We start from the raw sequence: 21,919 nt of genomic DNA on the forward strand, positions 1-21,919 counted from the left end.
GCTGGCAAAAAAAAGCGATACCGGATCTACTGACCATTAGGCTTAACCAAAAGCAAAGCTCAGAAAATTTAGAAATGAGTCGATCGACGATATCAAGAGTAGTAAAACGGCACAGAGTAATTCGAGGATATCCTAAAACTAGCGCAATCGCTTTGTGATCACAGGCGTATACATGCTTACAAGTACTTCAAGCTGACTGAAGAGGTTCCTGAATGGATAGCAAATTTGATCCGGCTGGAGCTTAGTCCGCATCAGGTTGTCGACTCCTTAAACAAACATAAGAGCATAGATCCGCAACATGAAACAGCTTACCAGTGGATATATACTGATAAAGCCGATGTTAGCACCTGGACACACAAATGAGAATCGCTTCAAAACCGTATCGCAAGAGTTATAAGCTCTTCTATCGTCCAGGCAAGCATCGCAATCGCGTAGACATTAATGTGCATCGCTGTGTTGTTAATCGTTGATCTTGAATCGATGACTCGAAGGTGATACGCGCATGGTCAAAGGGCACACACGTGCGTTACTGACCTTAGTTGAGCGAAATACACGCTACACCATCAACATTCACCTGACTGACAAACAGGTGGACTTACTGGCCGATGCCGCAATAACAGCTATGAGGGGATTAAAGGAACTGTTTAAAAGAATCACTTTGGACAATGGTTTAGAGTTCACAGAACAGAATCGTTTTGCTCAAGCGCTTGAGGTCAATGTCGATTTTTGCTCATCCTTATTCATCATGGGAGCGAAGAAAAAACGAAAATAGTAACAGACTGGCCCGACAATATTTTCCAAAAGGAACTGACCTTAGCGAGGTCAGTGATCAAAATACATAAAAGGTCATAGGAAAGCTGAATGCCCGTCCCAGAAAGACGAGAGATCGTCGACTACCAATTGAGTTATTTATGGGGCTGCGCAAAGACTTGTTAGCAGCGACAACCAAATAAAATTGTTATTATCACTTGAAAGCGCGAAACATAGAACTCACAAGGAATTTAGTCATACACTACTTTCGAAACCATAAATACATTTAGTTAGTCCTTACAAAGTGTCAATACCTATGAAATCTCATCCGAGTAAAGCCGATCTACACTTTGCATAATCAATTCAAGAGAACGCCTCATATACTTCGCATTCGTTGCATATGGATCAGTTAGATATGGCCTCTTGTCAATCAAGAAGTTACCGAGAAGGACAACAGACACATCACCAAGTACACTTCGAATCTGAGCAACTTGCTTTGGTTCCATACAGACAAATAGATCGCCTGATTCAGGTACAAAATCGATATGCGATGTCGAGACATGCTGATCAGTTTCAATGCCCAACCCCTTCGCTATACCTCCAATATTTGGCTCTATTGGCAATCCGGTTTTTGTACAAAGACCAAAGGAAGCAACATTGTGAAAGCCCTTCGATAGCAGGTACTGATGTGCAAATGCACTGCGACAAATATTCCCCTTACATACAAAGACGACCCTGTTTGGTTTTCTTTTAATATCCCGGTCTCCAGGTAAAAAAGAAGGAAGGAAGCGCTTGAGAAGGATATAGTATGCCGTTATCAAAAAATATTTCTGACCACCATACTCACTTCGTAAATAGTCAATCGACATAGTAGCTCACTTTAAAGATACCTTTTTCAATTTCAGAGCTCTGCGCTCAACGAAGTTCCATGACAAAAGTGAAACAACTAATGTCCCGATTAGCGTTATAAGCAAGGTAGCAATCTTCATCTCTGGAATCAAATACAAACACTGATTCAATAGGGGCATATGCCAGATATAAATACCGTATGATATATCATTGCCCTTAAGCAACTTACGTGTGAGTGATGCACCACTATATGCAAATCTAAAAATCACAAGAACAAGGGGGAAGAACAAGATTGGTGATAAATAGTTACCAATTTCAAAATTCTTTGAGGTCAAAAAGTAGCACAAAGCCACGTATGCACCGACAAGTGGAAGTAAATGCACTTTAAAAAATACAGCGCTAAGCCTATCGAAATTCCTCTGGACGAAAAGACCGACGAAAAACATATATATCCACGGTATAAAGCTAACTCTGAATAACTTCCAAGGTATGCTATCTCCATATTCCATAATTGTGGCATTCAACAGACGATTAAATCCTAAAAATAAGAAAATCAATACCACAAGCCAAACATTGACGTGACGTGTTTTTTCAAGGAAGAACTTATACAGGATTGGCACGGCTATATAGAATTGCAGTTCCACGCAAATTGTCCAAAGACTACCATTTAAAACCCCGTCGCCAAAGGTGCGCATAAAGTCAGGGTTATAAAACTGCAAAATTGTAGACTTTGCGATAAAAAGCAAACTCAGATCGAAAAAACCTGCACCGACCTTACTATAAAAACCTGTTAATCCAACCATGAAAATATTCAGAAAAACACAAATCACGAGCGCAGGATAGATCCTTAGTATCCGATTCTGCCAGTAATGAATTGGGCTCTTCGCATTTTCATAAGAGCGACTTATAAGGAAGCCACTCACAAAGAAGAATATAGGGACACCAGGAAAAAAATTTAAAATTTGAATAAAAACATTTTGACTGGTCTCCGGAAATGTAACATCCAAGGTATGACTAATCATCACTTGAGCCGCCGCAATAAGACGCAGCAAATCAAGACTATTATCTTTAAATACTATTCTAGTGGATGACATTCAAATAAACCTCTTCATACCGCTGATACATCGCTTTATTACTGAACGTTGCTACGGCTAAATTTCTACCTCGATTCACTCGCGTGCTTAACTCGCTTTGCTCGATACTTAGAACATCCAAAATCAAAGAGCCGATTGAAGCAGCAGTGTGTTCTTCACTAATAAATAGAGTGTCACTCCCTACCACAGCCTCAACACCTGATGGTGTTGTTACAATAGGGAGTCCAGAGGCAAGCGCCTGCGTAAGTGCAAGTGGATGTCCTTCGGAACTCGATGACATTAAAAACAATTCATATTGCTGCAAAAAATCCGGCACATCTCTAACAAACCCAATGAACCTCACAATGCCAGAAAGACCAAGAGAGTCCAGACTTAGCTTCAAATCTGCTGCCAACTTATTGCTGTCATCACCTGCAATATCCAACTTGACATCAATAGACTGATCTACCAGATACTTTATCACCTCAAGAGCTAACATATAGTTTTTAGCGACGCGTACATTTCCCAGGCAACATATCTTTAGTGGATTAGAAAAACCACTTTGAACGGAACGATTTAGATCAAATCCGTCAAGTGAAATGCCATTTGGAATTACTTTTACTTTCGATTTAAGCATTCCACTTTCTATAGATTTAATTGCATCAGCTAAGGGCACTGTTACTGCAACAACCTGACTACTACCCAATTGAATAGCTTTCAACTTCAGCCACTTAAACCGTTCATTTGGGCTGATATCAACATGTCCATGAAAAGTAGAAACAACCGGAACACCAGTCACTTTACCTGCAATACTCGTATAAACATTTGAACCAAGTAAGTGCGATTGGATCACATCAATCTTTTCAGATCTTATAAGCCGAACTAAAGCAACAAGATAACCTAAATTAAATGAACCTTTACAAGGAATAACACGAACATCAAGTTCGTTTGCACTTAGTTGATCAGCCACCCAGCCAGAGCCTCGAACAGTGGTAACAACGTTATGACCAGCTTCCCTACTTAGCTTCGCAAGTTCCACGAATACGGTTTCAGCTCCTCCTGGACCTGTAGTATCAATCACATGCAGTATATTCATTTTCTTTCTGATCACACTTCTACGCTCATCGACAGCAAATCAGCCACTTTTTTAATCCCCTGATCGTAGTTTTCAACACTAAACACTCTTTCTGACCATTCACGCGCTTGCTTGCCCATTTCAACTCTGACCTCATAGTCCTTTGCAAGAGCAACCATATGGGAAATAAGGGCGCTTTTGTCATTAATATCAAATTTAAGGCCTGTTCTTTCATGCTCGATGACTTCGCTTAAACCTGTACAATCAGTCGCAATTGAGGGGATTTCAAAACTACTAGCTTCGATAACTGAGATCCCCAACCCCTCTTCCTCGGAAGCTAAGATATTTATGTCAATTGCACTCTCTAAATAAGGAACAATAGAATCAACAAAGCCCGTTAGAGTCACAGAACCGGTTAAGAGTAGCCTCTCCGCGGTCAGGCGCAAAGCCTCCAGTTCCGGACCTTTCCCGATAAATATTAAGTGCGCGTTCGGAATTTCTTTTTTAACCTCAGCAAATGCTTCTAATAGCCAGATCGGTCGCTTAATTGGCACTAAGGCAGCTACCTGGGAGAATACGATAGAGTCTTTGGGGATATTGTGTTTCGAAAATAACTCAGTTCGATTTGAAAACTTCTTAGATGACTTATACCGATTAAAGTCCACAGTGTTATAAACAACATCTGACTCTTTGCCACATTTATCAGCGACTATTCTAGACGTATATTTACTTGGGCAAAAAACATAGTCCACTAAAGGGAGCAACCATAGGTAAAGATATCGCTTTGGAGCCGGATGGTGAAAATGGCACCCGACTTTCAAATGCGACAACCGAGCCGCCGGGACAGCTAATTGACAAGGCATGCCGCTATTGCACAACAAAAACTGGGGTGACCATTGCTTAATGATACGACTTAATTTTCTCAATGCTGATAGATAGCGAATAATCGGAAAAGAACGGTTACCCTTATCAAACATGATCTCAGGATACGAAAAGTCTAAAATCACTAACCGTTGGTCATCGCCATAACACGGAAGCGACTTATCCATAACAGGATTGTTACGAAGCAAAACAACTTTATAACCGTAATCGATAAGTGATTGTATCGTTCTGAACAAACACACTTCAGACCCTCTGACTATATCACCGCCATAATGCATTAACAGAACAGTTTTCATTTTCCTTTCCAATTCAAGAATTTCTACCCATTAAATGAAAATGCGACGATTCAGCTATAAACTTTTTTAATCGCAAAGTTATAGTACTTCTGCAACAAATAGCGAAGCTTCTTTTCACCGAACCAATACACAACATAGGACAACAGTAAGGCTATTGATAACGTTAAAGTAAAAGCCAAAAATGCTGTCATTTGCTCTCCAGTCCGGTTTAACAATTGACGTCCAATTTCATGGTGCACAAGATACAGCGGATAAGTAATCCCCCCAAGGAAGGTAACCCATTTACTTGTTTTGACCTGCAAGTACCGTAAGGAAATCATAAACAAAGTGACAAAAAAAGCTGCGATAAGAGCAATTGAGATCAAAATTTCTTGATGACTGGCGAACCCAAAGTTATATAGTCTGAGCTGCTCCTCAATATGAATCGTGCAGAGCCAAAATGAAGCCAGATACATCATGACACTCCAAAAATCAGGCTTTCTGCAATTCCAGCTAAAAGCAATCATTCCAGCTATGAAATAGCCGGCGTAGTTCTTTGGAAAAATTAGGGATAGCAGGTGAGGTAAATATCCCAAGGTATCAAGGAATGAGGCCATAAGCCATATGGACAACCAGAATCGCCACGCTGAAAGCTGCCTAAATACCAGCAAGACAAAAACTAAAAAATAAAAGTGCAGCTCCACAACCAAGGTCCAATAGACAGGGTCTACATAAGAAACACCTAAATAGGGCTGGATCATTGTCAGATTTGCAAGGTAGTCTGAAAACGAAATTTGCCAGGGATTTTGGAACAAAAAAACACACAGCAGATAAGTTACAGTAACGGCCAACCAATACGCAGGGTAGAGCCTCAGAGCCCTAGTGGCTACAAACCCAAGCGCAGTTTTCGACAGCGCTGTCATAAAGATGATGTATCCACTGATCATAAAAAACAAATTGACGCCCATAAAACCAAATTTGGTTATTGGTAACGTCCATGGAAAAGTCGCATATTGAACAATTTCATCCACAACAACTTGATTACCCGGCACGTCAGATAGCAACCGATAGTGGAAAAATAAAACCATCATTGCAGCAATAAATCGCAGCAAATCCACAACCGACTGTCGGGTCGGCGTCACGATCAAAGTGTCGGAAAACCAATATTGAGACCCTAAAGGTGACACACTATTTTGCACTCAGACCACCCCGAATCGCATTGTCAATACTCTCGAGCCACAGAGCATATCCGGAACCACTGAGATGAATACCATCTCCCTGATGATCGATTTCCAGCAAATCAAACTCACCGTTACGGATTGTGAACGGCTCAGGAACAACTGATACATTAGGTAGTTCTCGGACTTCATCAGTGAGCATTTGATTATACTTAATGGAAATTTTATTTATGTAAGACCAGCCTTCGGCTTCTGACAGAGGCAACAATTGAGATACATAAACACTGGTAGACTGCGGAAATCGCTCAATAAGCTGAAGCAAGGAAGCAAGTGTTTCTTTAGCACTATACTCCATGACTAAATCATTGATGCCGACTGCAATTACAACTGTGTTCGCATCAAAAATCTTTTCGTAGTCTTTGATTCGATCCAAAACTGCATAAGTCGAATCACCCTGAATACCCAAATTGACATTATTTTTATCCCAATCGTGGACAGGCATAAATTCGATATGACTATCACCAAGCAAAACCAGTGTATCCGCCGTTATAGACTCTGCCTCCCTCACTAATTGCAAGTGGCGGCTCTCAGCGTAAGGAATTTTGTCTTTGTATCGAATAGGCCTGTCTTGCGCCGGAACCATAGCGAAAATAGCAGCAAACAGAATCGAAAGAAGGACGGCAAAAGCGACAAGAATTTTCATCACTTAAAACCAAAACACGAATCTAGGCATAAAATTCCTTTTTTTACGCTAACCCCATAAATTGGGATGGGTGTGAAACAGTGAGATTTGTCAAACTTTGACCATTCCATTGATCGGGGATTGCTCACGCTAAAAATTTTACCCTTAACTGAGCCAGAAATCCACGCAAAATTAGATTGACGCATTTGAACATATCAAGCCCTAAGAACCGCACGACAACTGTGCACTCCAGCCCCAAGTTCACGTGAAAAACCGATTTATAAGCCCCTCGTCCATAACTAGAGCGCGACTTATCCACATTCAAAGGCTTAACCTCTATAATTTAGGCCAAAATTCATTAAAATAGCTTGGGTTTATAACTACAGGCTATTGGAATGGATTCTAACGCTTTTCGATTTTTAATTTTGGACGCTAACCAACGGAGCGCTTTGGCAGTCACGCGTGCACTTGGTAAGCACTTCCCTTGCTCTAGAGTTGAAACAGCGGAGAGCCGATCCGACGCTTTGGCGGGAGCATCAAAGTATTCCAAAGCGCAATGGACTTACCCTGATACTGCAGTTCAACCCAGAGAATTTGTAAACTGGCTTAGAAAACACTGCGAAGGTAATAGGTATGATTTGATACTGCCTATGACAGAGATTACCTGCCAACTAATTCTTCTTCATAATGAACTAGCGCACCTGCCGGTAGCATTAGCTCCTATAGATACTGTCATGAAGATCGCCAACAAAGCCAACTTAGTTAAACTGGCGATTAAGAATGATATCCCTGTCCCTAAGTCGCAATATTTTGAAAATGCCAGTCAGTTACAAGTTGACAACCTGGCATTCCCCTGCGTTTTAAAACCTGCTTTATCGAAGATATTCACTGGCTCTAGCTGGATCTCAACAACAGTGCAAATCGTCAAGTCGCTGCACCATTTAGAGCAGATTCTTGATCAAGAAGCATACCTGCACGAATATCCTTTCATGATTCAAGAGTACATACCTGGTCACGGCGCAGGATTATTCTGCTTATACAACCAAGGCGAACCCGTCCAATTTTTTGCACATCAACGCTTGCGTGAAAAACCACCTGAAGGTGGTGTCAGCGTCCTGAGCCAGTCTGCGGATGTCGATGAAACCCAAAAGAACATAGCTGTCAGGCTACTCAATGAAGCAAAATGGCACGGCGTTGCAATGGTTGAGTTCAGGGTTTCTAGTGATGGAACGCCCTATCTGATGGAAGTAAACACTCGCTTCTGGGGATCCTTACAACTCGCGATCGATAGCGATGTGAACTTTCCAGTCCAGTTAGTCAGCATTATGCTCGGGATACCTTTTAAAACGGTAGAATCCTATAGAAAGCAACAACAACTCCGATGGCTTTTGGGTGACCTTGACAGTCTTTATATCTACTTAAAGCGGAAGCATTCCATTCGAGACAAAATGCACAGAGCGATGAGTTTTTTACTTCCTCGGTTTAATCGTCGCAAACACGAGGTCAACCGTACAGGGGATTTCCGCCCCTTCCTCCGAGAACTTAAACAATACTTTTCAGGTTAAATGACATGAAAAATACGATAAAAAGCGCCCTGGATATTGTCTGCGACTTGTCTGGCCCACACCGCTTTTCAGCGTCAAAAACACCTAAACTGTGGGTATTAATGTATCATCGCGTCTTACCAGCCACAGACCCTCGCTACGCTTCAGAGGAGCCTGGCATGGTCGTCACTCCTGAAACTTTTGATATGCACTTATCAGAAATAAAGAAGTTTTTCGAGGTGGTCGCCCTGGACGAATGGATGACAAAGCTTGAACAAGGCGCTTACTTACCGCGTAAAGCATGCGCGATTACATTCGATGACGGCTGGCGAGACAACTACCAATATGCGACACCATTATTAGAGAAGCACCAACTCCCCGCTACCATATTCATTGTTCAGAATAAAATAGGGACAACTTTTAATTTTTGGCCAAACAAGGTAGCTGAGCAGTTGCTAGCGCAAAGCAACTCACTCAAAAGCCACCCTCTTTTTGCTCAAGCCATAGGCGAACTCGCATACCCACTTAATAGAGAGTGCATTGCGCAGATAATCGAGAAACTAAAAGAGCATTCTGATGCGGAAATTTACGAAGCACTACAAACAGTGAGTGATCAACAGCGGGAGATCCGATCACTCATGAACTGGGAAGAAGTGAAAGCTCTAAATAACAATGAGCTTTTTAGCATTCAGAGCCACACTAACAACCATTTTCGACTGGACAATTCCCTTTCTGAGGAAACCTTACTGAATGAAATCGTACACAGTAAACGCGAGATAGAAAATCAACTCAAAACAGAGGTTCGTCACTTCTGCTACCCCAACGGCGACTATTCCCATGCCGCTTTAATGAAAGTGAAAAGCAACTACAAAGCAGCTGTAACGACAAAACACGGCATAAACAAGGCCAGCAATCTTGAACTCCACGAGCTTCTACGAATATCAATTCACGAAGATGCAACCAACAGTCCGTTAAAGTTCAGAGGAAAACTGTCTGGATGGCGCAACTAAAGCCTAGCCCTAGCCTCACTTATCCAGTGTTCGACTACATTGGTATTTCGACTGATGAAGTTTAGCTCCGCCGAACAAGTATCACTCTTACAAGTGACACTGGAATACCAAAGAGCGACGGTTTTATTACCTTTCATGATTTCTGCAAACTGTGCGATTTTTGTTTCTGTAGCGCTTACTGCGACTGAGCTACCCACGATGTTGGTATGTAGTACCAGCAAACTCCGCCCCTTATGCTTAATAACATCAGCTAGAAAAGGGGTTTTCTCTGCAGTTACGAACATAACTGTTGGCACCACATTGCCAGAAGTACTTAGGCGATTCTCATCAGACACCAGCTCCTTACCTTGCTTCTGAATGTAATAGATAAGTAGACCCTCATTCCAGTACACAGAGTTTGCATAACGAACTGACTGCTCTGCAGCGTCGAATCCACCGTATACTGGGTAGTATATCTGTTCATTCGCAATTGAAGCCTGATTATCTTTAACCTGCGGGTTCGAATCGATACTAGAAATCAACACAATTGGGACAAGCAGGATTAAGAAAGGCAATATAAAAAACCACCTTTCAATGCTCGAAGACTCACTGTGGAAGCAGAAGTTCTCTCGCTGCTCTGGAACCCACCGTAAAAAGAACAAGAAAAGGAGGAAGAACAAGCTGAATATAATCCACCCAAAATAACCATGATCCGAGACCAGAGGGTGCTGCATTTCACTGTAATGAGCGACAAGAATGAGCAAATAGACGCGTATCCAATTGCCTACTATTGAAAAAAACACCAATAACGCTGTTGTAGCAACCAGATGGGTAAACTTATATTTTTTAACTAGCCCGTTAATACCGCCTAAAGCCACCCCCATCAAGAAAAAGCTCAATCCCGCACAGCTATTTGCGATCATGACAGTCCCCGAAGGCAATGAAAACGAATATCCATCGATATAGGCAGGTATGTGCAACATTCGAACGAAGTACATATTCACATATGTTGTCACATTTCTTAACATGGGCAGCAGCACCTCCCAAACCGGCAGCGTCAAGGTCAATAGCGCTAATGGCACGGCCACGCGGCGAATACCTTGATATGTCATTGGTATCGTCACCAGCAACGCTACCGCCAACCAAAGACTAATTTGCTGCAAAATCATTACCTGCATCGCATAACCCGCAGCCCAAAAGCCATAGGGAATAAGCAAAAGAGGAAGGCGCCAAAGAAAAGATGACTGAGGTACAGGCTCTCGAAGCACCGCAGAAACAATATAGTAACCGCAAACAACAATCAGCAGGTAGCCATGAGAATAGGCCTCATCCCATTTGATCCATCGACTGTGCAGATCAAATGCCGCATCACTCATTCCCAAAAGAATGAAGAAGAAGCTGATCGAAAAAGAGACCAGTCGAACGATCCTTTGGCCATCCTCAAACTGCAACAAAATCCTTTTTAACACTGAATCTCACCTGCCTTGATTACCACTGAAAAACAACATTGCCCTAAATTGATATGTTTAAGTACAATAGCAAGTTAATCGTATATCTTTACCTCCAGCACTTACACGCAATTACAATGGAATGTGATCATGAATGCAAAGGATGTGCTAGCTGCACCTCATCAATACTTGCCAACTTTAGCACTAGTCAACTCAGAATCCCAATCAACTTTATTGGCATTGTCAGAGAAATTTACAAAGCAAAAAAAGGCACTAAAATCCGCCTCAAAGCAAAAGAAAACCCTAACTCCAAAGTTCAAACAACTACAGGGTAACCCTGAGTCCCTGGCAATGTTAAAAGCCGAGATGGCACATATTTCCGCCAGCATTAAAGAAATTGAACTTCAACTGAAAGAGACTGTTAAACAGACTGAACAGCTGATCGCGCAAGCACAGGAAGTGCAGAGCCTACCTTCATACCCGCCTTGCTTTGACCAACCAACAGAACATTACAATGGTAGTTTTACTATTGCGGAACTCGATGACAGCGACAGGGCTCAATGGAATAAATACTTGAAGCAAAACATCGATTTAACAAACACCTATCAGCTTACAGACATATTCGACACTATTAGCTCCGCTTTCAAACACCCATCAATAACCTTGATTGCCCGTAGTGATGATAACCAGATAATTGGAGGACTCACATTGACGGCAATGAAGAGCAGACTGTTTGGAGAGCACCTAGTTTCAACACCTTTCTTCAATTATGGAGGGCCGGCTAGTCGCTTCATAAACGTATCAACTGAGCTCATCAGATCAGCCGCTGAACTAGCCAGCCGTAAAACTCTGGGTCTTGTTGAAATACGCACAACCTTTCCTTCCCTACCATTTCCATGTTCTGACAAAAAAGTCAGTATGGTGAGGCGTTTAGAATCATCGACCGCCGAATTAAACAGCGCACTCGGCACCAAAGTACGTGCGCAGATCAAAAAAGCCAATGACTATAATCCAAAGATTCGCTTTGGCGGTTTGGATCTTCTCGATGACTATTACGCAGTTTTCTCTCGCAACATGCGAGATCTTGGAACCCCAGTATACGGAAAGAAATGGTTTAGATTGATATTGGAATGCACAAGTCTCGATACAACTGTCGCAGTGGCGTATGTATCGGGCAAGCCAGTATCCTGTGGTTTTCTACTTGGACATAACAATACTCTTGAGATACCGTGGGCTTCAACACTTAAAAGCGCTAACCACATGAACATAAACATGTGGACATATCATCAAATATTGGAGTTTTCTGTAAAAAACGGGTATCAATTCTTCGATTTTGGGCGATCGACTAAAGATGCCCCAACATATCGTTTTAAAAAGCAATGGGGAGCAGAACCCATCCCTCACTACTGGTATTACCCTGGAGCTTCGGAAACGATTAATACCGCTAACCCAGACAACCCAAAATACAAGCTGCTCATTACAATATGGAAACGATTACCTCTTTTTGTAACGAACTTAATAGGCCCGACGATAATTAAGTCTATACCATAGACAGATTAGAATTGAGACTCATTCACAATTATTTTCTTTAGATTTTCTAATTTTTGTGACACAGTTATATCTATTCTTGTTCACTGCTAGCGATTGATGATGTTAAGGAAGACGCTCACCACGATTGCAGTTAGTACCTTGGCAAGCCGCCCCATCAGTGCTGTCATGCTACCTGTAAGAAAACACAGCATCCCCATATTTATGCTGCACAGGCCAAGTGACCCGAAACTTGGGGTTTCCGGTCATTCCCAGCAATTCATTAGTGAAGCTCTCAATTTTGTGAAAAAGTCAGGCTACACTGCCATTTCGCTGAGAAAATTGGTAAATTCAGCGGTTAACGGTGACCCACTGCCCAAAATGTCAATTTGCTTCACAATGGATGATGGGTTTTCAGACCAAGCAGAAAAAATTCTACCAATATTCGAAGAATATCAAGTCCCAATCACATTCTTTCTAGCCACAGACATGCTGGATCGGCAATATTGGTCATGGGACTTTCAATTGGATTACGTTATTTCTAGAACATCATTAAAGCAATTGAACGCCATCATTGCTGGCAAACCTTTCAAATCGACTCTAGGCAACCCAACTGACAGGAGAAACCTCATTCGAAAAGTGAGGTCCCACCTTAAAACAAAAGGGATTGATGTATCTCGTCGAGAGGTTTTACACATTGCAAACGTACTGTGTGTAGATATCCCTAAAACAGCCCCAGCGTCATTTACCCCAATGTCATGGGATCAAGCACGTGAGTTGGAATCTGACTTTGTTGAATTTGGTCCACATAGCTGCGAACACTCCATTCTAACCCAGTTAGATGGTGACCAAGCGAAGCGTGAAATCGAACACAGCTGGCAAAGACTTAAAGATGAGCTCACCAATCCTACACCCATTTTCTGCTACCCAACTGGCAGAGAAGGTATGGATTTCACTGAAAGGGACAAGATCTTAGTGAAAAATAGCGAACTAACCGCTGCTGTATCTGCAGACCCTGGTTACGCAAACCTCAATTCATCAGATCTTGACCTATATGCCTTGAAACGGTTTAGTTTCCCAATGAATGATTTGACACAATTCAAGCAGTACTGCAGCTGGATTGAGCGAGCCAAGGAAATTATCACTGGCAGGATTTGATTCCAGTCAATACCCAACCTAAGCTTATCGTACAAAATCAAAATGCCCAGATATTTACTCTCAAGGAACTAGGGTAGCGGCTAATGACATCAGAATCGAACTATCGTTTTAAAAAAATTGCAAACGATGCAAGCCTGCTTGACTTTAAGGATCATTGGCAACAACTCGTTGAAACGTGTATTGATAGCAGCTTCGTCCATGAATTTAACTGGCTGCATTCAGTTGCTACTATCCTAACGAGAAATGTAACGCTCGTAACTGCATTTTGTGAAAGCAAGCTCATTGCCATATTTCCAATCGATCTCTCCTGTTCTAAAGTTTTAACAATTCCGTACTGTACGCAAACAGATCTAGTCGATTTCATCATCGACCCGAAGCATTGTAACGAGGCACTGGCAAACGGCTTCCTTAACTATCTATCTTCATTAAGACCTGGATGGAAGCTACTTAAATGCTCTCCAATTAGAACGACTAGTGGAGCTGCCCAGTTACTAGGCAACGCAAAAGCTTTTAAACATATAGACCCTCATCTTTCTAATTATTTTTTTAACACGACATCACCTGAAAAATGTACCAGAATCTCAAAAAAACAAATTAAAAACATAACTAGACTTCAGCGCAAACTGGAAGCCACAGGGGCGCAACTACAAATGCACGAGACAACTCTTGCAGAATTTATTGAGCTGGAGAATCTCAGCTGGAAAGGACAAGTAAGCCGGTCGAACATCGAAAGCGATCAAAAAACACTTGGATTCTATCGTACTCTTTGTGACCGTTATGCAAAGACGGGCCAATTGAAGATTGTCGGGCTCTTTGACAACCAAAGGTTAATTTCCGGTCAATTAGCCTTGCAAAAATCAGGGCGCCTTTCTATTCTCAAGATTGCATACGATCCAGAATATGAGCAATACTCCGTCGGTAGCATATTATTAGGCATGACTATTGATATGGCAATTCAAGATGAAAACATCTTAGAATGTAATTTGGTTACTGGCCCTTCTTGGGCAAAAAGGTGGCATCCCGAATCCATTGAAGTTAATGAACTGATAATATTCAGAAGCAGTATTTGTGGCGCGCTAGGTTACATCAAAGCAGTACTTAAAGACGCTCTTAGACCGATAAAACTACAGATACTAAACCTACTATCTAGCGGGTCTAAACTTTGATACGTTTTCTTTTCTTGGCAACCATCTCTAGTGCACTCCTTGTTTTCGCTTCCATCCTACCCGACATCCTAATTGGATCGGGTGAATTAATTCAAGACTGGGAATTCGGATCTAAACGAAAACTGGCACTTGACCTAATGAGCTTTACGGTCCTTTTAGTTATACCTTACTGGACGACTATTGGAATAACCCTACTTCTCAAACAGAGTCACTTTCATCGAATATCTTTTATAGTTCCTCTTTCTTCTACAATTTTACTAGCAATACTGTCCCACGTTCAGGTGGGATTACTCCTGGCATGGGCATTAAGCCTTTCAGTTTTTTTCTCATTTCACATTAGGTTTCATCGTGAAGATATTAGGAACTAATTCTTTTTTACTACCTGTCGTTATGAGCTTAGTAGCATTTGCACAAGCCAATGACTATGCAGTCATTATCGGTGGCGGATCCAATCCCTCAAAGACCCAAGTCTCAATAGAGGCGAATGCTATTTGGTTTCAGCAAATAATGTCTGACCAACAATTCCACGATATCAAAACACTTTTTGGTAGTGGTCGCGAAAACGCTTACGAAGTCATGATTCCAAGCGCTAAGCATTATGCCTCGAAAGACAATGCTATTGAAAATGTATTTTCCACTACAAAAGATATTCAGTCTGATTTTCGAAAAATATCAGATCTTCTTTCGGTTGACCTGCCCGCCACCCCACAATCCATTACAAACTACTTTAAAGAAACCATTGCAAAGCCATCTAACGGTGACTCTGTATTTATGATTTACAGTGGACATGGTGGTCGAGCCAGTACTGATCCAGAAAACTCCCTATTACTATGGGATGATACTCGCTTAACTGTTAATGCTCTCTATCACACACTAAAATCTCAACCCAATGACTCTACCGTCAGATTTATTTTGCCTCAATGCTACTCTGGTGCTTTCGCACTATTACCTTTTAACAACCTGAATCCCAAAGATGGCCTAAAAAGCAATGGCCAAGTTTGTGGCTTTACTTCAGTAGCGGAGGACTCAATTGCAGAGGGATGCACTGTTAGTATTAATACCGATGAATACAGGGACTATGGCAGTGCAATGATGAGAGCAATTACCAACTCAGATCACTCAGGATTCGCATTAACCATCGATGCAGACTTTAATAAAAACGGGAATGTTTCGTTACGCGAGGCTCACCTATACACTATCGGGCACACTATCAGTACTGACATACCCCGCTCAACGAGTGAAGTATTCCTACTTTCGACTGAAAGATGGTATGAACGCTGGCAATCTTATCAACCGAAAGGCGAACTCAATGAATTTGACCATGTAGCGATAGAACTGTCGATGGATTTTGACTCCGCATTTGGAACTATCGCCTATAACCGCGAACTCAACTCACGCGTTACCACATCACATACATCCTATTTAGCATCTGAGAAGATGATCCAAGAACAGGAAGAATCAATAAGCTCTATTAAGACAAAGTTGCGCGAAGAAATTCTATCACTATGGCCACAGCTAGCCTCCCCATATCGTTCAGACTTCAGCGACTTTTATCGCGACCATAGACTAGAAATAAACCAATGGATCGAGCAAAAAGATTTATATCAAGACCTAGTGAATAGCTTGTCTGATCTTGAGCACTTTAAGCAAAATGCAGTCGATGATTTGCGTAGTCACATTAGATTTCGCCGAATACAGCATCTCCTTAAATTAAGCAGACTCCATGAGTCTATCAACAACAAAGATCGCGAGATAAATCAGCAGTATAACAAGTTACGGCAATGCGAAGAATGGGAACTACCTTGATTTCTCGTTTATTCAAAATCTCCGCAGGTGAAGACTGCGCGGTAAGAAAAATTAGTTAAGACACATGTTTTCTTATCACTGCAGTCGCCAAAAAGTGAGTAAGGGGTCCTGACCCGAGGCTGCCATAATATCCGAGTTTTTTAAGTACTAAGATCTTCACAAATAGATAGTCGGACACTGTTGCCCCAACTTAATCTTTAATCTATTTATGGAAAACTTCACGAACGCCAGGATTCCTTTTCTCCGGGAGAAGGAAACGAAACCATCAGCCACATAAAACCGTAGCTCTCCCTTAATAGTATGGAACCCATGCATTCCATCGGTTTCACATTCCTGATAACCTGAGACCTGATAAGGTAACCAACCTCTATATCCTATTGGACTAGGAAAGAGCTCCGGCCACTTTTGAATATAAGAACAGACCCTCATCAGCTGGCCTGCCAACCAACAGTCAAGTGGGCATTCTTTAATCCAACGATTTAGCGTAACCTGTTTTGCGAAAACAGTGTCCGACTGAGCTGGCTGCTCCACGCTAGAAACACCACCCTCCCGACTCGCAATCACAAGCAATTGACTGAGTACACTAGCAGCATTACTACGAGCAAGCATCGACCTTACATATTTGCTCGAATCTACAGCAATAGGAAAGGCTTGCTGAGCTAATATAGCACCGCGATCGATTCCTTCATTCACAAGATGAACCGTAACGCCTGTGGATTGAACTCCATCCCAAGCCTGCCAGAACAAAGGCAAGCCACCCCGATAAGACGGTAGCAAAGATGGATGTATATTCCACGTTTGTTTTTTCGGTGCCTCAAACACGTTCCGATGCAAAAGAGGCGCGCCATAGGAAATCAGGTAGTCGATCCCCGCTTGCCTTATCGAATCTTTGATAAAGATGTCATCACCAGAACTAAAATTCATGTAGCCGACACGGCGATATCGACACCAATCTTCCAAGTCTAGATCACGATTTAGTCGATATAGTATCCGCTTCTTAAACTTCTGGATCATTGAGAAATTTGGCGCGCCGCAATCAATTACTAGCTTCAGTCCGGCTGTAGAGAACGCCACTTCGAGAGCTGGATTAATGAAGGGAGTAATAAAAGCAATGCTTGGCACGCTACCTGTTCTCTCAAATTCAGGTCCTGGCAAACCCAACCAATAATCTTTCTTTTGTACGAATGGGCGATACCGGTTAAACCAATTTAACCGGGAATAGCAATACCCCATTGCCTGCCCCGACCGGATAGATGGAAAATTATTCCAAGCGATCGCGGACAGAATCCCGCGTTTACCATTCGTTTGAGCATAATCAAGCGCAGCCTTAACGATTCCAGATCTTACGCCTTTTCCTCTGAAGTCGCTGTGGACCCAAGCTCCATACCCACAAATCCAATCTGAATTAAAAAAAGCATACACCGAATCGCTATGGTGATATGGCTTTAACGCATACCAGCCCAAGGCCACGAGCCGATCAGACACAAAGCCACCGATACAAATCGATACGCCATCAATAATACGTTGAACATCCTCCTCTTTGCAGTGAATCTCAGCAGAATACATAGCTTCGCGAAGCTTTTCCGGAGATAACACTTGAGTTTGCACGGCTATCAAAGGCGCTGAGTTACTGGACCAAGAGCTTAATGTATATAGCCTTTCAATTCTTGAAATTCCAAACTTGCCTACAATAGAATTAAGCACCTCTACAATAAAGCAGCGAACTCCATACTCACGCAAAACTGACTTATATGCCTCAAACACAGCTATTCCCTTATCATTCAGGCCAATAATGCATCACAAGATGTTTCTTGTGTGCTCAAATGTCGATCAACGTTAAACTCAACACGGTATAAGTCTAAAGACGGTCATCTATTAGACCTCCGAAGTTCATTAATTTGATATAGCCATTGCAACCATTTCGGCTTAACGACTACAAAGTCAGCAAGCTCAATTGCTGATGTTGCGAGCTTTTGCTTATACGCTGTATTCTTGCCTTGACCAGCCAGCATGTCATACCAGTAAATACCTGGCTTCTTCATAGCATCTTCTATCGAGTAGCCTAAGTGCAACAAACCAAGTGATAGCCCTTTGCTCAATGATTGATCGTAACCAAGCTGCAAATTAAACACTCTGTTGCCGTATTCAATATCGAGTGCAACAGACACAACTCGCTGGTCGAGTTTCAAAGCGGATAGATTCACAGCCTTATTCTGTTTGCCAAGATTTAATAATAGCGTTTTAACGAAACTCAAGTTTTTGCCTTGAAAACAAGGTTTTGACCACCTCGCTTCATGAAAATGATTTAAAATATCTATGAAAGCATCAACATCAGGCCACATGTTCCCAACAGTTACGGTGCCCATTGTTTTTAGTCGCGTTCTGCGATTAAAGACTTTTGCCCTCGTATTCCCGGACAGCTGAAAAAGGTAGCGTTCAAAGTCCCCTTCTCTGCAATCCACTGAATAAGCCAGCTCTTTGTTGCGAACAACTAATTGACACCCAGATTTAGCGACCAGAGAGGCTATCACTTTAGCGGTAGGCCCTTGGACTATGACATCTGGTATTATCATTTGCCCAGCGAAACTCGTTATAGCCTGAGCAACGATAGCCTCAGAGAACCTTTCCGATATCTGAAAATATTCGCTGCGTACACCCGAGTTTGCGTCTGAATGACTGCCACATGGAACGAAACTATCAACATAAAGCCATCCTTTTAGCTGCTGAGTAACCTGGTAAAAATGCTTATGATGTGGAGCATCAGACATTTGAATTGGATTGCTGCCCCCCCAAACATCGGTCCAGGCAGAATGCCAAGCATCACTCTGAAACAAGTTACTGTTTAGATCTAAGTCATACCCACGAAGCAGCAACAAAACAACACCCTTTTTTATAGTAAACACAAGGTCCCAACAGCTTGCATTGAGGGAAAAGGTCTATTAAAACTCATATGGAACGGCAAAAAAAAATGGAAATGGTTCACATTTCGCATTAGCATATCTGCACATAAAAGATATACTAACCTTCCAAATTCTCAAGGAGTAGAGATATGTCAATAGATCGCATTCGTAACATTGTCGCCGAAAACGTCAAACTCGCCAAAAATATCGCTGAAATCAGCAACAACGATGACCTTTATTCATTGGGCTTAACCTCTCTGACCACTGTTAATCTAATGTTGTCATTAGAGGACGAATTCGACGTTGAGTTTGACGATGCCATGCTGTCAAGACATACATTTGAAAGCATAGCGGCATTAAACGAAGCCATATCTGAATTACTCGACTAATTTCCTCAAGGAGATCGCACATGGAAGCGCTCACAGCCCGCAGCTTTGAACAACTCAAGTCAACAATGCACGAAATAGGTAGCAGCGTTGTATCAGAACATGCCACAGATGTAGATGAAAAAGCGAGATTTCCTGATGAAGCGTTTTCTGCGTTCAAGCACAACAAACTGCTTAGTGTCTATGTACCCAAGGAATACGGGGGAGACGGATTAAACATCACAGAAGTTAGCGAACTTTGTCGCATTCTAGGCCTTTACTGTGGTTCTACTGCAATGATCTATGCAATGCATCAGATCCAAGTTGCCTGCATTGTTCATCATGGACAACAAAGTAGCTATTTCCAGTCTTATCTGCAGCAGATAGCCGAGAATCAGCTGTTACTAGCGAGTGCAACGACCGAAATTGGCGTTGGCGGCGACCTTCGATCCAGTATCTGTCATGTCGATATCGATGGTGAGTCATTTACGATAGAGAAAAAAGCGCCAGTCATTTCCTATGCATTGAACGCAGACGCCATTTTAGTTACCTGTAGAGCCAATAAAGAAGCGCCGGCCAGTGATCAGGTTCAGGTTGTGATTAATAAAAGTCAGCTGGAACTCGAGCCTATATCAGGTTGGGACACTCTGGGGTTTCGCGGCACGTGCAGCAGCGGCTTCATCCTTAAAGGAAGTGGCTCGAAAGATCAAATTCTGCCTACCCCGTTTGCATTAGTCCTCTCTCACAGTATGCACCCAGTATCTCATCTTACTTGGGGCTCTCTTTGGACCGGAATCGCTCAAGGAGCTGTAAATAAAGCCCGGCAGTCTGTTCGAGATATGATGCGTCGCTCAAACGAAATGCCACAGATTACCGCTATCCGTTTGGCTGAGTTGGACGAAGTCCTGTTCAGCATGAAAGGCGGTGTTCAAATGGCATTAAAAGAATACCAATCCATACTCGACAGCCAAAATCTATATAAAGCAGAAAAATATGGATTTTCAACCCAAATCAATAATGTAAAAACACGCTGCTCTGAACTTATCGTAGATGTAGTTGGAAAGGCTATGCTGGTAATCGGTATCAATGGCTACCGAAATGACAGTAAATACAGCCTCAGTCGGGAATTAAGAGATTCTTATGGAGCTGCACTTATGGTAAACAATGATCGCATACGCGGACATAACGCAACAATGCAGATAGCGATTAAAGAAAGCTGACACGCGGTAAGCGACTCAACTAGACAAACCAATCGCACGCCAACGGAAATTGACATGCAGCAAATAAGAACACTGGACGTTCAAACTTATCAACCTCACTATATTCACGGTCCAAATCGAATTTGGACCGAAACCAATTGCTACGTGGACGTAGTGATTGAGCTCATACATGCCTTGGGCTTCGACCCAGTCGCAGCACTACCCTTTACATTAACTGTTGATTTCGAAGGCGATCAATGGACCTTCTTTAAATATTCACACCAGGATCTATTTGAGCTTTATGGACTTGAGATACAAGAACTAAACCCTTGGGAAAACCTTGAAGCTCATATTGAGAAGCAGATAGGTATGGGTCGGCCCGTTTTGGTCGAACTTGATTCATACTATCTGCCAGATACAGCAGGCACGACATATGGTAGCGAGCATGTTAAATCCACGGTCGCTGTAAATGCAATAAGCGTACAAGAACAACGGCTAGGTTACTTCCACGGGCAATCTTACTATCAATTACAAGGCAATGATTTCCGTAATATTTTTCAGACCAATGGCATAGAGCACCCAAGAATCCTTCCACCTTATATTGAGCTGGTGAAACTGCACAAAAAGCCTTCAGAAATCACACTGCAAGAAACCGTTGATAAGTCACTACTGGCTCTTGAAAGGCAACTCAAATATCTACCAAATAGAAATCCGTTTGAGTCTTTTCTTTGCAGCTTTGAAAAAGATTTGCCTAAGTTAAAAAATGCAGGAATAGAGCACTTTCACCAGTACTCTTTTGCAACATTGAGGCAGTTAGGCGCATGCTTTGAACTTGCCTCTACATACCTACAATGGCTATCCATTAATACCCCTCTGGACTTACAGGTAGCCGTAGAATCCTTTTTAGAAATTAGCAAGCAAAGCAAATCGATGCAATTCCAACTAGCAAGAGCGGTAAGCCGAGACAAGCCAGTATCCCTCGCTACATTGGAAGCTATGGGTAACCAATGGCAAATTGCCCAAAGTGAATTACAAAGAAGTCTTGGGTAGAAA

Annotated in this window: 19 protein-coding genes; 10 read left to right on the plus strand and 9 right to left on the minus strand. The window is 42.2% G+C overall.

Annotated features, from left to right (window positions below):
• The first annotated feature begins 502 nt into the window (after positions 1 to 502).
• Positions 503 to 772 (plus strand): hypothetical protein, encoded by a 270-nt coding sequence (locus IYN85_RS13970; protein ID WP_196159521.1) that lies wholly within the window; start codon positions 503 to 505, stop codon positions 770 to 772.
• A 292-nt stretch (positions 773 to 1,064) separates the two neighbouring features.
• Here IYN85_RS13970 and IYN85_RS13975 read toward each other — a convergent pair whose 3' ends face one another.
• Genes IYN85_RS13975 through IYN85_RS14000 form a run of 6 tightly spaced genes read right to left on the minus strand, consistent with a single transcriptional unit; the run spans position 1,065 to position 6,785 of the window.
• Entirely contained in the window at positions 1,065 to 1,619 is a 555-nt protein-coding gene (locus IYN85_RS13975; protein ID WP_196159522.1) for a low molecular weight phosphatase family protein, read from the minus strand.
• A gap of 6 nt (positions 1,620 to 1,625) precedes the next feature.
• Positions 1,626 to 2,693: an acyltransferase gene (locus IYN85_RS13980; protein ID WP_196159523.1), complete on the minus strand. Its 1,068-nt coding sequence runs from the start codon at positions 2,691 to 2,693 to the stop codon at positions 1,626 to 1,628.
• On the minus strand, positions 2,680 to 3,768 hold the full coding sequence (locus tag IYN85_RS13985; protein WP_196159524.1) for a glycosyltransferase family 4 protein: 1,089 nt from the start codon (positions 3,766 to 3,768) through the stop codon (positions 2,680 to 2,682). The genes IYN85_RS13980 and IYN85_RS13985 overlap by 14 nt, the downstream gene beginning before the upstream one ends.
• 11 nt (positions 3,769 to 3,779) lie before the next feature.
• Positions 3,780 to 4,925, minus strand: coding sequence for a glycosyltransferase family 4 protein (locus tag IYN85_RS13990; RefSeq protein WP_196159525.1), 1,146 nt, complete (start codon positions 4,923 to 4,925; stop codon positions 3,780 to 3,782).
• Between the two features lie 50 nt (positions 4,926 to 4,975).
• Positions 4,976 to 6,103, minus strand: coding sequence for an acyltransferase (locus IYN85_RS13995; RefSeq protein ID WP_196159526.1), 1,128 nt, complete (start codon positions 6,101 to 6,103; stop codon positions 4,976 to 4,978).
• Complete coding sequence (locus IYN85_RS14000) at positions 6,093 to 6,785, minus strand: GDSL-type esterase/lipase family protein (protein WP_196159527.1); 693 nt, start codon at positions 6,783 to 6,785, stop codon at positions 6,093 to 6,095. The genes IYN85_RS13995 and IYN85_RS14000 overlap by 11 nt, the downstream gene beginning before the upstream one ends.
• Before the next feature lie 374 nt (positions 6,786 to 7,159).
• On the opposite strand from IYN85_RS14000, the gene IYN85_RS14005 reads away from it, so the two are divergent.
• Positions 7,160 to 8,329, plus strand: coding sequence for an ATP-grasp domain-containing protein (locus IYN85_RS14005; RefSeq protein WP_196159528.1), 1,170 nt, complete (start codon positions 7,160 to 7,162; stop codon positions 8,327 to 8,329).
• A 5-nt stretch (positions 8,330 to 8,334) separates the two neighbouring features.
• A complete protein-coding gene (locus IYN85_RS14010) occupies positions 8,335 to 9,318 on the plus strand; it encodes a polysaccharide deacetylase family protein (RefSeq protein ID WP_196159529.1) in 984 nt (327 codons plus the stop codon).
• Here IYN85_RS14010 and IYN85_RS14015 read toward each other — a convergent pair.
• Entirely contained in the window at positions 9,315 to 10,766 is a 1,452-nt protein-coding gene (locus IYN85_RS14015) for an archaeosortase/exosortase family protein (protein WP_196159530.1), read from the minus strand. The two genes, IYN85_RS14010 and IYN85_RS14015, sit on opposite strands and share 4 nt — an antisense overlap.
• A 129-nt stretch (positions 10,767 to 10,895) precedes the next feature.
• On the opposite strand from IYN85_RS14015, the gene IYN85_RS14020 reads away from it, so the two are divergent.
• The 4 genes from IYN85_RS14020 to IYN85_RS14035 all read left to right on the plus strand — a co-directional run bounded on the left by IYN85_RS14020 (position 10,896) and on the right by IYN85_RS14035 (position 16,402).
• A complete protein-coding gene (locus tag IYN85_RS14020) occupies positions 10,896 to 12,296 on the plus strand; it encodes a FemAB family XrtA/PEP-CTERM system-associated protein (protein ID WP_196159531.1) in 1,401 nt (466 codons plus the stop codon).
• A 165-nt stretch (positions 12,297 to 12,461) separates the two neighbouring features.
• On the plus strand, positions 12,462 to 13,430 hold the full coding sequence (locus tag IYN85_RS14025) for a polysaccharide deacetylase family protein (RefSeq protein ID WP_196159532.1): 969 nt from the start codon (positions 12,462 to 12,464) through the stop codon (positions 13,428 to 13,430).
• A gap of 83 nt (positions 13,431 to 13,513) precedes the next feature.
• The gene (locus tag IYN85_RS14030; protein ID WP_196159533.1) at positions 13,514 to 14,596 is read left to right on the plus strand and encodes a GNAT family N-acetyltransferase; all 1,083 of its coding nucleotides are present in this window, start codon (positions 13,514 to 13,516) and stop codon (positions 14,594 to 14,596) included.
• Between the two features lie 348 nt (positions 14,597 to 14,944).
• Positions 14,945 to 16,402: a caspase family protein gene (locus tag IYN85_RS14035; protein ID WP_196159534.1), complete on the plus strand. Its 1,458-nt coding sequence runs from the start codon at positions 14,945 to 14,947 to the stop codon at positions 16,400 to 16,402.
• Positions 16,403 to 16,558: 156 nt separating this feature from the next.
• Here the strand turns inward: IYN85_RS14035 and IYN85_RS26415 are convergent, their stop codons facing one another.
• Together IYN85_RS26415 and IYN85_RS14045 are read right to left on the minus strand one after the other, a co-directional pair.
• Complete coding sequence (locus IYN85_RS26415) at positions 16,559 to 18,166, minus strand: formyltransferase family protein (protein ID WP_196159535.1); 1,608 nt, start codon at positions 18,164 to 18,166, stop codon at positions 16,559 to 16,561.
• Between the two features lie 104 nt (positions 18,167 to 18,270).
• Positions 18,271 to 19,278, minus strand: a complete 1,008-nt coding sequence (locus tag IYN85_RS14045) for a GNAT family N-acetyltransferase (protein ID WP_196159536.1) — start codon at positions 19,276 to 19,278, stop codon at positions 18,271 to 18,273.
• A 173-nt stretch (positions 19,279 to 19,451) separates the two neighbouring features.
• Between IYN85_RS14045 and IYN85_RS14050 the strand changes: the two genes are divergently transcribed.
• From IYN85_RS14050 to IYN85_RS14060, 3 genes are read left to right on the plus strand one after another with little or no spacing between them, the layout of a single operon-like run.
• On the plus strand, positions 19,452 to 19,691 hold the full coding sequence (locus IYN85_RS14050) for an acyl carrier protein (RefSeq protein ID WP_196159537.1): 240 nt from the start codon (positions 19,452 to 19,454) through the stop codon (positions 19,689 to 19,691).
• 20 nt (positions 19,692 to 19,711) lie between these two features.
• Complete coding sequence (locus IYN85_RS14055) at positions 19,712 to 20,887, plus strand: acyl-CoA dehydrogenase family protein (protein ID WP_196159538.1); 1,176 nt, start codon at positions 19,712 to 19,714, stop codon at positions 20,885 to 20,887.
• Positions 20,888 to 20,941: 54 nt separating this feature from the next.
• Positions 20,942 to 21,916, plus strand: coding sequence for a DUF1839 family protein (locus tag IYN85_RS14060; protein ID WP_196159539.1), 975 nt, complete (start codon positions 20,942 to 20,944; stop codon positions 21,914 to 21,916).
• Positions 21,917 to 21,919 lie beyond the last annotated feature (3 nt).

The sequence above is a fragment of the Reinekea sp. G2M2-21 genome, assembly GCF_015687175.1.
Taxonomy (GTDB): domain Bacteria; phylum Pseudomonadota; class Gammaproteobacteria; order Pseudomonadales; family Natronospirillaceae; genus Reinekea.